Annotated in this window: 13 protein-coding genes; 5 read left to right on the top strand and 8 right to left on the bottom strand. The window is 60.2% G+C overall.

Annotated elements, in window-relative coordinates; all coding sequences use genetic code 11:
• Positions 1-43 precede the first annotated feature (43 nt).
• The 4 genes from ACYZT9_RS15990 (at position 44) to ACYZT9_RS15975 (ending at position 4,425) form a co-directional block, all read left to right on the top strand.
• Positions 44-967, top strand: coding sequence for a hypothetical protein (locus ACYZT9_RS15990; RefSeq protein WP_462006393.1), 924 nt, complete (start codon positions 44-46; stop codon positions 965-967).
• A 38-nt stretch (positions 968-1,005) separates the two neighbouring features.
• Positions 1,006-2,580: an S-type pyocin domain-containing protein gene (locus ACYZT9_RS15985; protein WP_462006392.1), complete on the top strand. Its 1,575-nt coding sequence runs from the start codon at positions 1,006-1,008 to the stop codon at positions 2,578-2,580.
• A 2-nt stretch (positions 2,581-2,582) separates the two neighbouring features.
• Positions 2,583-2,858 carry a bacteriocin immunity protein gene (locus ACYZT9_RS15980; RefSeq protein ID WP_462006391.1) on the top strand — a complete coding sequence of 92 codons (276 nt, stop codon included), beginning with the start codon at positions 2,583-2,585 and terminating at the stop codon, positions 2,856-2,858.
• Positions 2,859-2,922: 64 nt separating this feature from the next.
• Positions 2,923-4,425: a bacteriocin immunity protein gene (locus tag ACYZT9_RS15975; RefSeq protein ID WP_462006390.1), complete on the top strand. Its 1,503-nt coding sequence runs from the start codon at positions 2,923-2,925 to the stop codon at positions 4,423-4,425.
• 39 nt (positions 4,426-4,464) lie between these two features.
• On the opposite strand, the gene ACYZT9_RS15970 is transcribed toward ACYZT9_RS15975, so the two are convergent.
• The 5 genes from ACYZT9_RS15970 to ACYZT9_RS15950 form a co-directional block, all read right to left on the bottom strand.
• The gene (locus tag ACYZT9_RS15970; RefSeq protein WP_462006389.1) at positions 4,465-4,866 is read right to left on the bottom strand and encodes a heme-binding protein; all 402 of its coding nucleotides are present in this window, start codon (positions 4,864-4,866) and stop codon (positions 4,465-4,467) included.
• The gene (glcF, locus tag ACYZT9_RS15965; RefSeq protein WP_462006388.1) at positions 4,863-6,104 is read right to left on the bottom strand and encodes a glycolate oxidase subunit GlcF; all 1,242 of its coding nucleotides are present in this window, start codon (positions 6,102-6,104) and stop codon (positions 4,863-4,865) included. The genes ACYZT9_RS15970 and glcF overlap by 4 nt, the downstream gene beginning before the upstream one ends.
• A 3-nt stretch (positions 6,105-6,107) precedes the next feature.
• Positions 6,108-7,172, bottom strand: a complete 1,065-nt coding sequence (gene glcE, locus ACYZT9_RS15960; RefSeq protein ID WP_462006387.1) for a glycolate oxidase subunit GlcE — start codon at positions 7,170-7,172, stop codon at positions 6,108-6,110.
• The gene (gene glcD / locus ACYZT9_RS15955; RefSeq protein WP_462006386.1) at positions 7,172-8,671 is read right to left on the bottom strand and encodes a glycolate oxidase subunit GlcD; all 1,500 of its coding nucleotides are present in this window, start codon (positions 8,669-8,671) and stop codon (positions 7,172-7,174) included. Before glcD ends, glcE begins: the two co-directional genes overlap by 1 nt.
• 864 nt (positions 8,672-9,535) lie before the next feature.
• Complete coding sequence (locus tag ACYZT9_RS15950) at positions 9,536-11,299, bottom strand: L-lactate permease (protein WP_462006385.1); 1,764 nt, start codon at positions 11,297-11,299, stop codon at positions 9,536-9,538.
• A gap of 180 nt (positions 11,300-11,479) precedes the next feature.
• On the opposite strand from ACYZT9_RS15950, the gene ACYZT9_RS15945 reads away from it, so the two are divergent.
• Complete coding sequence (locus ACYZT9_RS15945) at positions 11,480-11,716, top strand: hypothetical protein (RefSeq protein WP_462006384.1); 237 nt, start codon at positions 11,480-11,482, stop codon at positions 11,714-11,716.
• 118 nt (positions 11,717-11,834) lie between these two features.
• Here ACYZT9_RS15945 and ACYZT9_RS15940 read toward each other — a convergent pair whose 3' ends face one another.
• From ACYZT9_RS15940 to ACYZT9_RS15930, 3 genes are all read right to left on the bottom strand, one after another.
• Positions 11,835-13,259, bottom strand: coding sequence for a gamma-aminobutyraldehyde dehydrogenase (locus tag ACYZT9_RS15940; RefSeq protein WP_462006383.1), 1,425 nt, complete (start codon positions 13,257-13,259; stop codon positions 11,835-11,837).
• 164 nt (positions 13,260-13,423) lie between these two features.
• Complete coding sequence (locus tag ACYZT9_RS15935; RefSeq protein ID WP_462006381.1) at positions 13,424-14,962, bottom strand: APC family permease; 1,539 nt, start codon at positions 14,960-14,962, stop codon at positions 13,424-13,426.
• 181 nt (positions 14,963-15,143) lie between these two features.
• The gene (locus ACYZT9_RS15930) at positions 15,144-16,184 is read right to left on the bottom strand and encodes a heme-dependent oxidative N-demethylase family protein (RefSeq protein WP_462006380.1); all 1,041 of its coding nucleotides are present in this window, start codon (positions 16,182-16,184) and stop codon (positions 15,144-15,146) included.
• Positions 16,185-16,186 lie beyond the last annotated feature (2 nt).

Raw genomic sequence — 16,186 nt, 5'->3', positions numbered from 1 at the left:
TCCCCCATCTACAAGCTGTGCCCTACAGACAAGGAGAGACTGTATGGCACAACGATTCAACGATGGAACGTCAGGTGACGTCAACATCAGGTCCGGCCCACCTGCTTCCGGCGGCGGCTGGGGTGGCGGGAGTGGCGGAGGTAATCGGGTTGGCGCTTCCGGTAGTTTTGGTGGCGTCAGTTCAAAGACCAAAGCGCTAAGGAAAGCCGCCAACAAGGCACGCGAAGAAAAGGCAGCGAAAGGCAAGGCCGACGCTGCGGCGCTAGCGCAGGAACAAGCCCGCATCCAGTCGCGACAGCAACTGCTCGCGGCACTGGCACAACGTCACAGCACTTTCAGCACCGAGCTTGACCGAAGCTTTACAGCCAAGGCCGAACAACTCACGCAATCACTTGAACACGAAATCTCTGGGGCCAGACGCCACCATGACGGTCAGCACAGTGAACGCTGGCAGCTTTATCTCATCACAAAAGACAAGAACGAAATCGATGGCCTGATCACCCAAAAAACCGCACAGCTCAACGACAGAAACGCGATTGCCGCAGCATTCGACGGGCACGATCCACTCACGCGCACCGCAGACGATTACCTGACCCGACTCGAGCAGTTCGGTGATGCGCTCCAGAGTGGCCATCAGCTTTGGGAAGCCGCCTACAACGCGGCTCATGAAGCCCGGTTGCTGTCAACGCAACTCGACGCGCTCCACGACAAGTCCAACGTGCTGGCTGCTCACCATGCAGAACAGAGCATCGTCTGGCGTGAGCGTGAGGCACTTTGGGACGTCATCGACAGCACGCCGAGCAACGTGACGCGCGGGTTCGATTCAAGCAACAGGTTGACGAAGATGCTCGCCTCGAACGGGGCAGGCAGGCCAACACCTTTCAATTACCTGCCACATCGTCAGCGCTTTCTGCCGGGGTATTGCCCAGCCACGGCGTCGAATGGGTTGACGTACAAAAGCTGGTGACCGCTGTAACGCGCGCAACCACCATCATAGGCAGCGTCTTGAGCACGGTCACGCGGCCGCATGCTGCGTTGTTTATGGCGGGAGTGCTTTATCCCACTCGAGAATTGGGCAACGGCGAGTTGACTCCCGAGCAACGACATCGATTGTTTGAGGCTGTCGCAGTCCCCGCTCACGCACTCGAACCTCATGACCCTCAAGAACTGCAGTCCGTTGCCGACGCAGGCGGCTCGGTAGAGGTTGAATACCGGCTCAAACCTGTAGCGACACCGCAAGGAACCGCGATCGTTGTCGCCGCGACGGGTGGCGATATCGACGCTCGCGTCCCGGTCGTGAATGCAGTGCTCGACCCGCAGACAGGCGTCTACACCGCCGAGGTTCCTGGATCGCCGGCCAGGCATGTGCAGTTCACCCCAGACGTCACGCCTCAAGCGACCTTGGTCAGCGAGACTCGTCTGACCGTCACGGAACCGCAGATTCAGGATATTCCGACGGGTGTTGATTGGCGCATTCAGGATTGCATTGTCTGCGTTCCTGGTCTGCCGCCGACATACCTGTCCTTCAACGTTCCGCCCATGGGCACTGGTGTTGTCACCGGAACCGGTCAACCGCCGACGGCTAATTGGTGGAAAGGCGTAGGCCAGACAGCAGGCGCAGCGATCCCGAATCAGATTGGCGATCAGTTCCGGGGCAGGGAGTTCAAGTCGTTCGGGGCGTTTGATGAGGCGTTGTGGCGAACGCTTGGTGAACACGCGACGCTCACCAGTCAACTCGATGAGGTGAACAAAAAACGTGTTGCACAAGGTTTCGCCCCGTACGCGCCGAAAAGCACCTGGGTAGGTGAAAACCGCGAGTTCGAACTGCGATATCAGGAGCGGCCGGAGTTCTGGGCCGATCCTTTCAATCTCGACAAAGTCAGCATCAAAACGCCGCAAAGTGCCGAAGGGTGGTTGGGCATCGTTCCAGCGGTTGTGCCCTGGCCGATTCCGCCTGTTGGCACCTGGACACCGTTGGTGCCGCCGGGTAGCGAACATCTGGGTTCGACGACATCGCCAATCGCACCCACCGTCCCAGTGGTCTATACCGGCAACCCGGCCATCCCGGTCCTACCGCAAAACGAGACGTTTCCGGCGGTTGACGAAGGGGAGGCTGGTGCGAGTATTCCTGGGTTTCCGGGGGATATGGATCTGCCTTCTCCGGATGTTCTGTTTCTTGATCGACGGGATGATCCGGGTGTTGCGACAGGGTTCGGCATGCCGGTTTCAGGATTATGGTTAGGTGAAGCCACGCGTGCGGCAGGAGCCCCAATACCTGGGCAGATTGCGGACCAATTAAGAGGAAAGGAGTTTGCCAATTTCCATCGATTCAGGGAGGCATTTTGGATGGCGGTCGCGGCAGACATGAGCTTGAACACACAATTCAGTGCTAGAAATCTAAAGTTTATGCGCAAGGGGCTGGCGCCTTACCCGAGCGTAAATGACCAGTATGGAGGTCGAGTCAAATTCGAGCTTCATCATCAATTGGAGATTGCACAGGGAGGGGCGGTTTACGACATGGAAAATATTGCCGTGATGACGCCGAGACGGCATGTTCTGGTACATAAAGGAGGTAATTAACTATGAAAAACACTACACGTCTCGAAGATTACACAGAGTCTGAATTTTTGGAGTTCCTGAGAGAGCTTTTTGATGGAGGGGAAGGTTTAACAGGGGACGAGTTTGATAAATATTCGATTGAACGCGTGGAGCATTTTGAGGTGGTATCAGAACATCCAGACCGTTCAGACGTCATCTTCTACCCAAAGGAAGGCCAGGAAGACAGCCCCGAAGGCATCCTGAAAGAAGTCAAAGAATGGCGCGCAGCCAACAACAAACCAGGATTCAAGCCGGAATAACCTATACCCGCAATACTAAAATGGCACCTGCTCATAAGGAGTGAGCAGGTGCACTGTCTTCGTCGTGCGAAAGAACAAGGAAGAACTCAAGCTGGAACTTAAAGCAACACTTCACGATTACACAGCACTGGAATTCCAGGCACTGGTCAATAGAATCTGGGCCGTTGATTTATCCAAACCGGATCATGACCAACTGATCAACCATTTCGACCGGATCGTCGGTCATCCCCGAGGGGCAGATCTGCTGTTCTACCCGACGGACAAATACAACTCCAACAGCCCGGAAGCCGTTTTACACCACGTCAGGACATGGCATCACCAGCAAGGAATTCCGGCTTTCAAAGGCGAGGATGTTCCAGTCGCGAAAATACCTGTTGCGCCGCTAACCCCTTTGGCCAGGAGTCTGGCAGAAATCGACAAAATCATGGCAGATGTGGCGGTCTCAGGGCAGGTTCTTGAAGAGGCTTTCAGCCATTTCGAGCAGCAGATCAAGAACCTTCAAAGTCAAAAGAACACTCATCGGGACATCCCCAAACAGGAAGCAGGTATCCGCACCCTGGAACATGCCCAGCATGAAGCACTGATAGCCGTCAGAAAGTTTGAGTTCTGGAAAATGAGAGTGGCGTTTGTCCAAAGCGGCGCTCAGCGCAACCTGACTTATGCGCAATCCGGGCAAGCGCAATGGCAGAGCCTTGTGCAGCAGATCAACGCCACCCACGATCGCTACATCACCCGACTGGCAAGCATTACTCAACGACATCGCACGCTGCATGATGAAGCGGAAGCACTGCTGACCGCGGCGCAGCAACACTTGATTCATTCGCGTAGTTCTTCACAAACGATGCACACGATCAGCGCTTCGCTCGCTTTTGCCGATAAGCGTCCCGATCTTTTACTGACAGGCGGTTCGCCCGCATTGTTGGTGTCCCAACGGGAGGCTCTGCTTAAAGCGATACGCTCCGTTGTGGCGGAGTTTTCCTGGCAGAACACCTCAGGCGAACCGGACACTGGAAACCGGCAGGCTGCCGTATTGAGTTTCGCCTTTTCCAGTCGGGCAGACACTCAGGTTTACGGTTTGAGCGTGCCCCTGGCCGAGCTTCTGCCCATCGAAGGTCAGGATTGGCAACACCTGGCCGCGAACCGGGCCGAGGTCGATCTACCGTTTCGTATGAGCACCGCGATAGTCCCGGCCCAACCCGGCAAAATGTTCCAGGGGTTGCGCGAGATCAAATCGCTGTCGCAGGTTTACCTCACAGCGTGCAGGGGATGCCCTTCGATCTCCGGCGTCAGGGTCAGAGCGGTGAAGCAGGATCAGCACCTCAAGAGCTTCAGTTTTACCCCCGAGGGTGCGGCAGCGGTTGCCGTTCACTGGTCGGCCCCGGTTTCCCTGGAGTCAGCCCAACTGCGCCGCATAGGGTTTGTTCACTCTGCGCCAGCACCGACCATTGAAGCCTTTGCAGACCGGACGCATGACCGGTTTGACGATTACATCCTCGTATTTCCCGTCGAGTCAGGGCTTGACCCGCTTTACATCGTTTTCAACGATCGAACCGGACAGTTGACCTGAAAGGTTTGAGCGAGTGACACGGGGCGTGGGAACGATCGATCAATGCAAACTCTGCGCCCCAACCCTCGCCACTTGCGCATCATGCTCGGCCTTGACGCCGGACACCCCGACCGCGCCGATCACCTGACCCTCCACGATGATCGGCACGCCGCCTTCCAGGGACGTCAGCAGCGGCGCCGACAAAAACGCCGTGCGCCCGCCATTGACCATCTCTTCATAGCCTTTGGACTCACGCCGGCCCAAAGCCGAGGTGCGGGCCTTTTCGGTGGCGATGTAAGCGCTGATGGGCGCGCAACCATCGAGGCGTTCGAGGGCGAGGGGATGGCCACCGTCGTCGACGATCACGATGGTCACGGCCCATTGGTTGTTCTGTGCTTCGGTGCGTGCGGCAGCGAGGATCTGGCTGACTTCGGCCTGACTCAGAACGGCTTTGCTTTTCATGGGGTTTCTCCGGTGATCGGTGAGGGCAGCGCGGCTTCGACCAGTTCGATCCAGTGCCGGACCGGGGTTCTGCCGGCACCGTCGAGGTGGGACTGACAGCCGATATTGGCCGTGACAATGACGTCGGGGTGTCCGCTTTCCAGCGCGTTCAGCTTGTTATCGCGCAGTTGCCGAGACAGTTTGGGTTGGGTGATCGAATAGGTGCCCGCCGAACCGCAACATAAGTGGCTGTCGGGCACGGTCGTGAGGTTGAAACCGAGGCGAGCCAACATCGTTTCCACCGCGCCGCCGAGTTTTTGCGCGTGCTGCAACGTGCAGGGGCAATGGAAGGCCAGGCGTTGGTCGCTGTGAATGCCGAGTGTTTCCAGCGGTTCGTCACGCAACACTTCCACCAGATCCAGGGCCAGCGCGCTGACCCTTTTCGCCTTGTCGGCATAGGCCGGGTCGCGTTCGAGTAAATGGCCATAGTCCTTGATGAAGGCGCCGCAGCCACTGGCGGTTTGCACGATGGCTTCGGCGCCGTTCTCGATTCTCGGCCACCACGCATCGATGTTGCGCCGGGCGCGGTCGAGTCCGGCGGCCTGTGCGTCGAGGTGATAATCCACGGCGCCGCAGCAGCCCGCCTCACTGCACGAAGTGACACTGATCCCCAGTCGATCCAGCACCCGCGCAGCCGCCGCATTGGTGTTGGGCGACAGGCTTGGTTGCACGCAGCCTTCAAGCATCAGCACCTGGCGGGCGTGGCGCGTGACGGGGCGAGGTCTGGCGCGATAAACATGACGAGGCAACTTTGCCTGCAAGGTGTTGGGCAGCAGCGCCCGAAAAACCTGACCGCTGCTGACCAGCGCCTTGAACAGTCCCGGATTGGGCACAACGCTGCGCAATCCTTCACGCAACAGTCGTTGATCGATGGAACGCGGAACCGCCGCATCGACCACCGCGCGACCAATGTCGAGCAAGTTGTGATAATCGACGCCGGAGGGGCAGGTGGTTTCGCAATTGCGGCAAGACAGGCAGCGGTCCAGATGTAGTTGGGTTTTCTGCGTGACCTCGTTGCCTTCCAGCACCTGCTTGATCAGGTAGATGCGACCCCGTGGCCCATCGAGTTCATCGCCGAGCAATTGATAGGTCGGGCACGTGGCATTGCAGAACCCGCAATGCACGCAGGTGCGCAGGATGCTTTCGGCTTCTTCAGCGCGGGGCAGGTGCCGGGCGGTTTCGCTCAGGGTCGTCTGCATGGTTCAAAGCTCCGCGTACAGGCGTGCGGGGTTGAAGATGCCCCTTGGGTCGAGTTGTTGCTTCAGGCTGCGGTGATAGCGCATCAATGCGGCAGGCAATGGCTGGAACGGGCTGTCGATCAGGCCGTGGCTATAGCAGGTGACGTGGCCGCCAACCTCATCGACGACTTTGCGAATGAACGCCGCTTCGGCGTCAGACTTGAGCCAGCGCTGGGCACCGCCCCAATCGATCAATTGCCGGCCAGGCAGGGACAACCGGGCGGTGTTGTGCGGCACGGACAAGCGCCAAAGCGGCTGATCCTCGTCGAAGAAATTCAGCCGATGTTCGTTCAGATCCGCCCAATAAGCACTGTCCAGCCGCTCGCCACCCAATCGGTCATGGGCCGCCGCCACCGAACCTTCGCCACCTTCCAACCGCAGGTGCAGGCGCTGCCCGTCGTGGCAGGCGGCGCTGATCGGCAGCGGTTGCTGGCCCCATTGTGCGAGGCGCAGCAAGGCGCCATTACTGTCCATTTCCAGGCTGATGCTTAGACACTGCCGCGGTTTTGGCAGAACCTTGAGCGAGACTTCGGTGATCACGCCAAGGGAACCGAAGCTGCCCGCCATCAGACGCGAAAGGTCATAGCCGGCGACGTTTTTCATCACTTCGCCACCGAAGCGCAAGTGCTTGCCATGCCCGGTGATGACCCGTGTACCAAGGACGAAGTCGCGCACCGAGCCTGACCATGGTCGTCGCGGACCCGACAGCCCGCAGGCGATCATCCCGCCGACCGTCGCGTCGTCACCGAAGGAGGGCGGTTCGCAGGGCAGCATCTGCTGCGCCTCATCCAGCACCTGCGCCAGTTCTGACAGGGGTGTGCCACAGCGGGCGGTGATCACCAATTCGGTCGGGTCGTAGCTGACGATGCCGCGATGAGCGCGCGTGTCGAGCACTTCACCCGCCACAATACGACCCAGAAACGCCTTGCTGTTGGAGCCCTGAATACGCAGCGGCGTAGCGTTTTCCAGGGCCTGGTTGACCTGCTCCAGCAGCACGGCGCTGTCATCGATATCCCGTTCACTGCGCATCAGAAACGCTCCAGCTCAGGGAAGGGCAACTGGCCCATGTGCACGTGCATGGCGCCAAACTCGGCGCAGCGGTGCAGGGTCGGAATGTTCTTGCCGGGGTTGAGCAGACCACTCGGATCAAAGGCGGCCTTGACCGCATGGAACACGGTCAGCTCGTCGCTGTTGAACTGCGCGCACATCTGATTGATTTTCTCGCGGCCCACGCCGTGTTCGCCAGTGATGCTGCCGCCGACCTTCACACACAATTCGAGGATCTTGCCGCCCAGGGTTTCGGCGCGGTCGAGCTCTCCCGGTTGGTTGGCGTCGAACAGAATCAGCGGGTGCATGTTGCCGTCACCGGCGTGGAAAACGTTGGCCACGCGCAAGTCGTACTCGGCGGACAGCGCTGCAATCGCACGCAACACGCCGGGCAGCTCGCGGCGCGGGATCGTGCCGTCCATGCAGTAATAATCCGGCGAAAGGCGACCGACCGCCGGGAAGGCATTCTTGCGCCCAGCCCAGAAACGCACGCGCTCAGCCTCATCCCTGGCCTGGCGCACTTCCGTGGCGCCGGCCTGTTCCAGCACCTGGCGCACGCGCTCGCAGTCGTCATGGACATCGGCTTCCACGCCATCGAGTTCGCACAGCAGAATGGCTTCGGCGTCCACCGGATAGCCGGCGTGGATAAAGTCTTCGGCGGCGCGAATGGCCAGGTTGTCCATCATTTCCAGGCCGCCGGGAATGATGCCTGCGGCGATGATGTCACCCACGGCGCGACCGGCCTTTTCGACGGAATCGAACGCCGCCAGCAGCACTTTCGCGGTCTGCGGTTTGGGCAGCAGTTTGACCGTGACTTCGGTGATCACCCCGAGCATGCCTTCGGAACCGGTGAACAGTGCCAGCAGGTCGAAGCCGGGCGAGTCTAGGGCATCGGAGCCCAGCGTCAGGTGTTCGCCGTCAACCGTCAGAATGTCGACCTTGAGCAGGTTGTGCACAGTCAGGCCGTATTTCAGGCAATGCACGCCACCGGCGTTTTCAGCGACGTTGCCGCCGATGGAGCAGGCAATTTGCGATGAAGGGTCCGGCGCGTAGTAAAGGCCGAACGGCGCGGCAGCCTGAGAGATTGCGAGGTTGCGTACGCCTGGCTGGACCCGTGCAGTGCGGGCGGCGGGGTCGATGTGCAAAATGTTGTTGAACCGCGCCATCACCAGCAGTACGCCTTTTTCCAGCGGTAACGCGCCGCCGGACAAACCGGTGCCGGCGCCACGGGCGACCACCGGGATCTGCAACTCATGACAGAGCCGAAGCACGCCTTGCACCTCGTCGAGATGGCGCGGCAATACCACCAGCAGCGGCGTGGTGCGATACGCCGAAAGGCCGTCGCATTCGTACGGTTTGAGTTCTTCCTGCTGGTGCAGCACTTCCAGGCCTGGCAAGCGGGTTTGCAGGGCCTGTAGCAGTGCGGCCTTGTCGACGTCGGGCAACATACCGTCAACGCGTTCATCGTAGAGGATGTTCATAGTCGTTTTACGATACTCCGTTCGTGAAAGTCCGGGCAGCGGTCTGTATCACTTAGGTCTTTGTTCAAGCGTTTGGGTGTATATCCATTTCTGCGGTAACGGCCACTATTGGTTTCGCCCTTACGGCGAGTCACTTGGAAAAGCGCCAAGTAACCAAGCGCTCTTGCCCCTTTCGTTCGGTGGCTCGCCTAGGCTCGCCATGCCCTCGCTCCGGTCCTGCTCCGTGGGCCCGCCGCGATCGGCCATCCATGGCCGTGCGCGGCTAAACCGGCATCCATGCCGGTTTGCCCACTGCGCAGAACCTGCACTCAGCCTCTCGAGGGGGCGACTACCGCCACAGCCGCCGAGGCGGCCTGCCAGCCGACCTGGCTGTTCAGTCGTACGCATCTCCCCTGTAGGAGCGAGCTTGCTCGCGATGGTCGTTAACGATAACGCGGGTTGTCTGGATGAAAGCGGCGTCTGGACGTTTTTCGCGAGCAATCGAGCGTCGACCGGCTGCTCCTACAAAGGATCCGCGTACGCTTTTGCTTCTCACCACTCATCAGGCCGAGCGTTAGCTCGCCTTCAGCTTTTGATCTTGAGGTACACGCCCCCTCGAGAGGCCGAGTGGAGGTTCTGCGCAGTGGGCAACCCGGCATGGATGCCGGGTTAGCCGCCCCCGGCCATGGATGGCCGATGGCGGCGGGCCCACGGAGCAGGACCGGAGCGAGGGCATGCCGAGCCTGGGCGAGGCACCGAACGAAAGGGACAAGAGCGCTTTGGTTACTTTCGCCTGGGCCGGCATTCCGGCTTTTCGAAAGTGACTCGCTGTAAAAGCGAAACCGCCAGCAGCCATTACCGCAGAAACGGATATGCCCACTTAACTCAATGCCCACCCACGACCATCTGCGTAAACGGCGACACATAAGCCTGCAACGTCACCAATCCACCCACCAGAATCGCCAGAATGATGGAATGAAAGAACACATAACGCAGAATTTCCCCTTCATGCCCATACCAGCGCGTCGCGGTTGAGGCCACAACGATCGACTGAGCGTCAACCATCTTGCCCATGACCCCGCCGGAACTGTTGGCCGCCGCCATCAACACCGGGCTGAGCCCCAGTTGCTCGGCGGTGACTCGTTGCAGTCCGCCGAACAGCACGTTGGACGCCGTGTCCGAACCGGTCAGCGCCACGCCGAGCCAGCCGAGCAGGGTGCCGAACATGGGGTAGAAGATACCCGTCGCGGCAAACGCCAGACCCATGGTGGCGTCAAGACCGGAGTAGCGGGTCAGGAAGCCGAGCGCAAGCATGGCGACGATGGTGATCAGCGAATAACGCACCAACCAAATCGTGCGCAGATAATGGTGGATCAGTTGTGGGATGGAATAGCCCATCAGCAATCCGCCAATGATCGCCGACAGCAGGATGCCGCTGCCTGTGGAGGTGAACCAGTTGAACTTGTAGATCGCTTCCTCCGTTTTAGGAGCCGGCACTACCGGAGGGACCTTCTCGATCTGCTGGTGGATGGTGGTGAAGGTCACGGTCGGGGCGAAGATCGGGTTGGCCTCGCGCATCGGTTTACCCTGGGGGTCGAGTTTCGCCGATTGGGTCACCGGATCAATCGCCGCACGGGTGTCGAACATGTTTTTGAAACCCTGAGTGCCCCAGGCGAACACGAACACAGTGAGGATCATCCATGGCATCCAGGCGCGCATCACCGCCGAGCGGTTTTCGCTGTTGAACGTCGAGGTGGCCGTCGGTTCAACCTCGTGCTCATCGTCTATTTTGGAGTTGTCTACGCGTCCAGACAGCGCTGCGGAGGTGTGAATGGTGGCCGGTTTCCAGACCTTGATGAAACCGGTCAGGCAGGCCATGGAAATCAGCGCGGCGATCACGTCCACCAGCATCGGCCCGTGATAGTTGGACACGAGGAACTGTGGCACGGCAAAACTGACGCCGGCGACCAGAATGGCCGGCCAGATTTCCAGCATCTTGCGCCAGCCGGCAAAAGCCCAAATCAACCAGAACGGCACGATCACCGAGAAAAACGGCAATTGCCGACCGACCATCATCGACAGCTCCATTTCATCCAGGCCGGTGACCTTGGCCAGGGTAATGATCGGCGTGCCCAGGGCGCCGAACGCCACGGGCGCGGTGTTGGCGATCAATGCCAGACCAGACGCGGCCAGTGGCGAGAAACCCAGACCGATCAGAATCGCCCCGGTTACCGCCACCGGCGTACCGAAACCCGCAGCTCCCTCGAAAAAGGCGCCGAAGCAGAAGGCGATCAGCAACAATTGCAGGCGCCGATCGTCGGTGATGCGCGCCAGCGAGTCCTGCAGCACTTTGAACGAACCGTTCTCGGTGGTCAGTCGGTGCAGGAAAATAATATTGAGCACGATCCAGCCAATCGGCAATAAGCCGTTGGCGGCGCCATACAGGGCGGCCGAGCCAGCCATGTTCGCCGGCATGCCGAACGCGAAGATCGCGATGACCAGGGCCGAGGCGAGGGCGAGCAACGCCGCCAGATGTGCTTTGATGTGGAAGAACGCCAGGGCCGCCAGCATCACCACGACCGGCACTGCTGCCATGATGGTTGAAAAGACCGGGTTGCCGAACGGATCGTAGATTTGCTGCCAGACCATGTTCCACCTCTGCTTTTTATTGTTGGGAGTGCAGACCCCGAAGGGGCGGTGGCTTGTAGTATAGGTGGCATTGCGCCGCTGTCTTGTGCCCCACAAATAACGCCTTTGGCGGTTTTGTTGAACTAGAAATAAGGACTGCGGTACGCGTTAACCGACTTCACTACCCGGAGGAACGCAACGATGACTGAACGCCATTTGGTCCACACGGAAACGCTGTCGAACGGATGCAACATCAAGGTCAAGGCCGAGATCCTGCGGGACGGTTCGTTGGGAATGTTCATAGGTGTCTACCGACCTGATGACACGGCCATTGAGGAGAATGACCATCCAGCGCTGCATTTTCTCGACATGGAGGCGGCGATGGAGTGGGGGATCGAGGAGGCCAAAAAGATCGGCAATGGGCAGCGGACGTTGTAGGGCCTGGCGCTGGATTGGCGGTGACGCCTTCGCGAGCAAGCCCGCTCCCACAGGAGGAATGCGATTAACTGTGGGAGCGGCGGTGCGACGATTCGACTTGCTCGCGAAGCCTTTGCTTTTAGTGCTTGAACATCACATGCCGAACCACGGTGTAATCCTCCAGCCCATACATCGACATGTCCTTCCCATAACCGGACAATTTCTGACCGCCATGGGGCATTTCGCTGACCAGCATGAAGTGCGTGTTCACCCAGGTGCAGCCGTACTGCAACCTGGCCGACAGGCGATGCGCGCGGCCGACGTCGGCGGTCCACACCGATGACGCCAGGCCGTAGTCCGAATCGTTGGCCCAGCCCAGCACCTGTGCTTCGTCGGTGAATTGGGTCACCGACACCACCGGCCCGAACACTTCGCGGCGCACGATCTCATCGTCCTGCTGCGCATCGGCCAGCACCGTCGGCTCGAAGAAGAAGCCATTGCCCTCGACCGCCTTGCCGCCGGTGATCAGGCGGATGTGCGATTGCGCCACGGCGCGCTCGACGAACCCGGCCACGCGGTCGCGGTGTTGCGCGGTGATCAGCGGCCCCAGCTCGGTCGCCGGATCGTCCTGCAGCCCGTACTTGATGCTGCTGACCGCCGCGCCGAGCTTCTCGACGAATTGTTCGTAGATGCCGGCCTGCACGTAGATGCGGCAGGCAGCGGTGCAATCCTGGCCGGCGTTGTAGAAACCGAAAGTGCGAATGCCTTCAACAGCGGCGTCGATGTCGGCGTCGTCGAAGATGATCACCGGAGCCTTGCCGCCCAGTTCCATGTGCATGCGTTTGACGCTGTCGGCGGTGCTGGAAATGATGTTCGAACCGGTGGCGATGGAACCGGTCAGCGACACCATGCGCACTTTCGGGTGGGTGACCAGCGGGTTACCGACGGTAGGACCACGGCCGAACACCAGATTGAGCACGCCAGCCGGGAAGATTTCCGACGCCAGTTCGGCCAGACGCAGCGCGGTCAGCGGCGTTTGTTCCGACGGCTTGAGCACCACGGTATTACCGGCAGCGAGGGCCGGGGCGATTTTCCAGGCGACCATCATCAGCGGGTAGTTCCACGGCGCGATCGAGGCGATCACGCCCACCGGGTCGCGGCGGATCATCGAGGTGTGGCCCGGCAGGTATTCACCGCCGGCCGACCCGCTCATGCAGCGACTGGCGCCGGCGAAGAAGCGGAACACGTCGGCAATCGCCGGGATCTCGTCGTTCAGCGCGGCGCTGTAGGGTTTGCCACAGTTGTCCGATTCGAGTTTCGCCAGTTCTTCGCCGTGGGCTTCGATGGCGTCGGCGAGTTTGAGCAGCAGCAGCGAGCGTTCTTTCGGCGGGGTTTGCGACCAGCCTGCAAAGGCAGCGTCGGCAGCACGCACGGCAGCATCGACCTGAGCTTCACTGGCTTCGTTGATTTCCACCAGCACACGGCCGAGGGCCGGGTTGAACACCGGTTGGGCGGGGCCTTCGCCGGTGATGAGTTGGCCGTTGATCAAGAGTTGGGTTTGCATGGCATGGTCCTCGTCAAACATTTCTTGTTTTGAAACCGGCCCCTGTGGGAGCGAGCTTGCTCGCGATAGCGGTCTGACAGGCGACATCTGTGTTGGATGTCAGTCAGTCATCGCGAGCAAGCTCGCTCCCACATTAGATTCGGTTTCGACAGGGATAGTCGTTATCAGATTGTGGGTCTGTTGACCGCTGCGTCAGAGACGCCAGTTGCCTTAACCAGAGGTTTCGAGAACTTCCACGCATCACCCGCCGGCGCCGTGCCTTTGTCGTACGGCTTGCCCAGCAGCATGTAGACCAGCCCGGCACCCATCACCACCAGCGTGGTCAGGATCATCGAATAGTTGATGTACCACGGCGCGTCCGGCGAGCGCGGCCAGACCATGTTGACGATGGCGCACACGCCATAGATCAGCGCGGCGAGGTTCACCCACAAACCCCAGGCGCCGAGGGTGAACTGCCCGTTCGGGCGCCAGCCCTTGGCGCGGGCGATCAACGCCGCGACGATGATCAACTGGAACGCCACGTAGATCCCGATCGCCGCGAAGCCAACGATGGTCGCCACGGCGTCTGCCATGAACATACCCAGGCAGACGATCGCTGCTGGCACCACACCGCTGATCAGCAGCGCGAACGACGGTACGTGGTTGCCCGAGAGGCGTTTGAGCAGCGAGCTGCCGATGATCATTTCGTCACGGGCATAGGCAAACAACAGACGGCTGGCCGCCGCTTGCAGGCTCAGTACGCAGGAGATGAACGACACCATCACCACCGCCATGACCAGTCGCGAACCCACCGGGCCAAAAGCATTGGCGAGGATGGTAGCCACCGGGTCGGTGTCTTCACCGGCCAAAACCTTGGCCATGTCCGGCACCGAGAGGATCAGCGCCAGGCAGGCAAACATCGCCGCCGCGCCACCGATGTAAATGGTCATGCGCATGGCCTTCGGAATACGCTTGCCCGGGTTCGGGGTTTCTTCGGCGACATCGCCGCAAGCCTCGAAACCGTAGTACTGGAACAGACCCGCCAACGAGGCCGCGAGGAACGCCGGCAAATACGAGCCGTTGACCTCAAGGTTGAAGGTGTCGAACAGCACGCTGAACGGTTGATGGCGCTCGAAGATCAGCAGATAGCCGCCGACCAGAATCGCCCCGACCAGCTCGCAGAGAAAGCCGAACATCGCCACCCGCGCCAGCAGCTTGGTGCCCACCAGGTTGAGGGCGGTCGAGAGCAGGATGATCGTCAGGGCAATGTAGATGTTGGCTTCAGGGCCGGGATTGAAGCCCAGCATGATCGCCAGGTACGGACCTGCACCCACGGCAACGCCAGCGATGGTGGCGCACAAGGCCCACGCATACACCCAGCCGACCATCCACGCCCAGCGCTTGCCCACCAGGCGACGGGCCCACGGATAGACACCGCCGGAAATCGGGAACTGCGAGACGATTTCACCGAAGATCAGGCAGACCAGCAATTGCCCGGCGCCGATCAGCAGGTAAGACCAGAACATCGGCGGGCCGCCGGCGGCCAGGCACAAACCGAACAGGGTGTAGACGCCGACGACCGGCGACAGGTAGGTAAAGCCCAGGGAGAAGTTCTCCCAGAGGCTCATGCTGCGGTTGAAATCCGAACTGTAGCCGAGGGCGCGGAGTTGTTCCGCGTCCTGATCGGCGCTGACGCTTGCACGCGCGTTGGTTGAGCCACTCATTTTATTTCCTCTTTATCAATGGCAGTGGATTAGTGCTAACGGGTTGCCCCGCCAATGCTCTTGTAGGAGCGAGCTTGCTCGCGATGGACGTTAACGATGACGCGGGCAGCCAGGATAAACACGGCGCCCTCACGTTCTTCGCGAGCAAGCTCGCTCCTACAGGGATATACGTCTGGCTGGTTCAAGCCTGTTTTTTGGTCTCGCTGCCGCGCCCATCGTCGTACTGCGAAAGCCATTCAACGGCGGCATCGCGGTAGCGACTGAAGCCCTTGTAATCGACCAGTTGCTGATTCAAATCCCGCAGCACTCGATGCATGCGCCGGGCCCACGCCGGGTTGGTGGCGATGTCTTCGAGGCTGAGCAAGTAAGTGCGGATCGGAAAGACGATAGCGTTGCTGCGCGGCAACCGATGCAGTGGTTGCAATTCAATGCGCAGGTAAACCAGTTTGCCGGCGTTTTGCGCGGTGACGATGGTCCGGTCCGGCGCCCATTCCGGCAGGCTTTCGGCCGAGACTTCAAGGCGCGGGTTGACGGTCAGCGACCAGTTCAGACGACGCACCGGATGGCCAGTGCGCAGGCGCAGCAGGAACTTCAAGGCGCGGTCGAGCATGCCGATTTCTTTCACCAGCGGCACTGGCCCGTGGAACTCCTCCCAGCTCATGCCGAGATTGAAACGCAGGGAATAATCGGCGCGCTGGGTCGCAATTCCCGCGCCCCAGTACAGCGTGCCATCGCGCTCTTCCTGCAACACCCAATCGCCCTGGGCCTGACGGGTCACGTACTCCATCGGCTCGTAGGGCAGGGTGGCCGGGTCGCCGAAGGTGAAGTGGTCGTCGATGTCCAGCAAACGGTTGGTCCAGTGCCACTGCCGACCTTCGCGCGCCAGGCTGAAATACTGCGGATAGTCCCGGGCGTAGGATTCCATGATCAGCTCCAGCAAATCCCACTGCGCCTCCATCATGTGTGGCGCCGAAACGTAGTGCATGCCCGGGTCTTTCTCCAGGGTGATGGCGCGGTCCCGGCATTCACTGATGTAGTGCTCGTCGATATCGAACGCGGCGCGAAACGCACCGTCACCCACGGACACATGCGGTTCGAGGTTCATCGAGTACATGTAGTCGTCATCGGGGAACGGGAAGGGCGCGCGTGCGATGGTTTCCGGGCTGTTGGCGAAGGTGTAGTCGTCGCGATAGGTTTCGTCGGGATTGAATTTGATATTCATTG

It is taken from the genome of Pseudomonas sp. ZT5P21 (assembly GCF_054897785.1).
Note: the sequence above shows the minus strand (reverse complement) of the source record. Positions and strands in the feature narration are given on the sequence as shown.

Bases quoted from the DNA above. Each gene is read 5' to 3' on its own strand.
- ACYZT9_RS15945 (WP_462006384.1), top strand. From the start codon at position 11,480: ATGACTGAACGCCATTTGGTCCACACGGAAACGCTGTCGAACGGATGC.
- ACYZT9_RS15940 (WP_462006383.1), bottom strand. From the start codon at position 13,259: ATGCAAACCCAACTCTTGATCAACGGCCAACTCATCACCGGCGAAGGC.
- ACYZT9_RS15950 (WP_462006385.1), bottom strand. From the start codon at position 11,299: ATGGTCTGGCAGCAAATCTACGATCCGTTCGGCAACCCGGTCTTTTCA.
- ACYZT9_RS15970 (WP_462006389.1), bottom strand. From the start codon at position 4,866: ATGAAAAGCAAAGCCGTTCTGAGTCAGGCCGAAGTCAGCCAGATCCTC.
- glcF (WP_462006388.1), bottom strand. From the start codon at position 6,104: ATGCAGACGACCCTGAGCGAAACCGCCCGGCACCTGCCCCGCGCTGAA.
- ACYZT9_RS15930 (WP_462006380.1), bottom strand. From the start codon at position 16,184: ATGAATATCAAATTCAATCCCGACGAAACCTATCGCGACGACTACACC.
- ACYZT9_RS15980 (WP_462006391.1), top strand. From the start codon at position 2,583: ATGAAAAACACTACACGTCTCGAAGATTACACAGAGTCTGAATTTTTG.
- glcE (WP_462006387.1), bottom strand. From the start codon at position 7,172: ATGCGCAGTGAACGGGATATCGATGACAGCGCCGTGCTGCTGGAGCAG.
- glcD (WP_462006386.1), bottom strand. From the start codon at position 8,671: ATGAACATCCTCTACGATGAACGCGTTGACGGTATGTTGCCCGACGTC.
- ACYZT9_RS15935 (WP_462006381.1), bottom strand. From the start codon at position 14,962: ATGAGTGGCTCAACCAACGCGCGTGCAAGCGTCAGCGCCGATCAGGAC.
- ACYZT9_RS15990 (WP_462006393.1), top strand. From the start codon at position 44: ATGGCACAACGATTCAACGATGGAACGTCAGGTGACGTCAACATCAGG.